Origin of the sequence: Acinetobacter sp. USHLN143, from assembly GCF_037145695.1 — a bacterium.
Lineage (GTDB): Bacteria > Pseudomonadota > Gammaproteobacteria > Pseudomonadales > Moraxellaceae > Acinetobacter > Acinetobacter fasciculus.
The window spans coordinates 1-223 of record NZ_JBBCWZ010000339.1 but is presented as its reverse complement, the minus strand read 5'-3'; the positions used below and the strand labels follow the sequence as shown (position 1 = coordinate 223).

Annotated in this window: 1 pseudogene; it reads right to left on the bottom strand. The window is 39.9% G+C overall.

Annotated features, from left to right (window positions below):
* Positions 1-223, bottom strand: a pseudogene (locus WFH18_RS18295) (IS4 family transposase); the annotation flags it as partial.

Sequence of the window (223 nt, the reverse complement as noted above, 5' to 3'; positions counted from 1 at the left end):
TTTGCGGCCTTGTACCATGTCATTTTCTTTGCCATTTTCAACTGCAACAAACTCAGGAATATCATTGCTGTGATTCAATCCTATGCTGAGTTTCATGCTGGCTTTTGAGTCATGAACTTTGGCCCATTCACATAAGGAAAGCGACAGGTCAATATGACTGGCATCCAAGGAATACAAGGGATTCTTAAAGCGAAATTTATGAGCTACTTTTGAGTGTTCATAG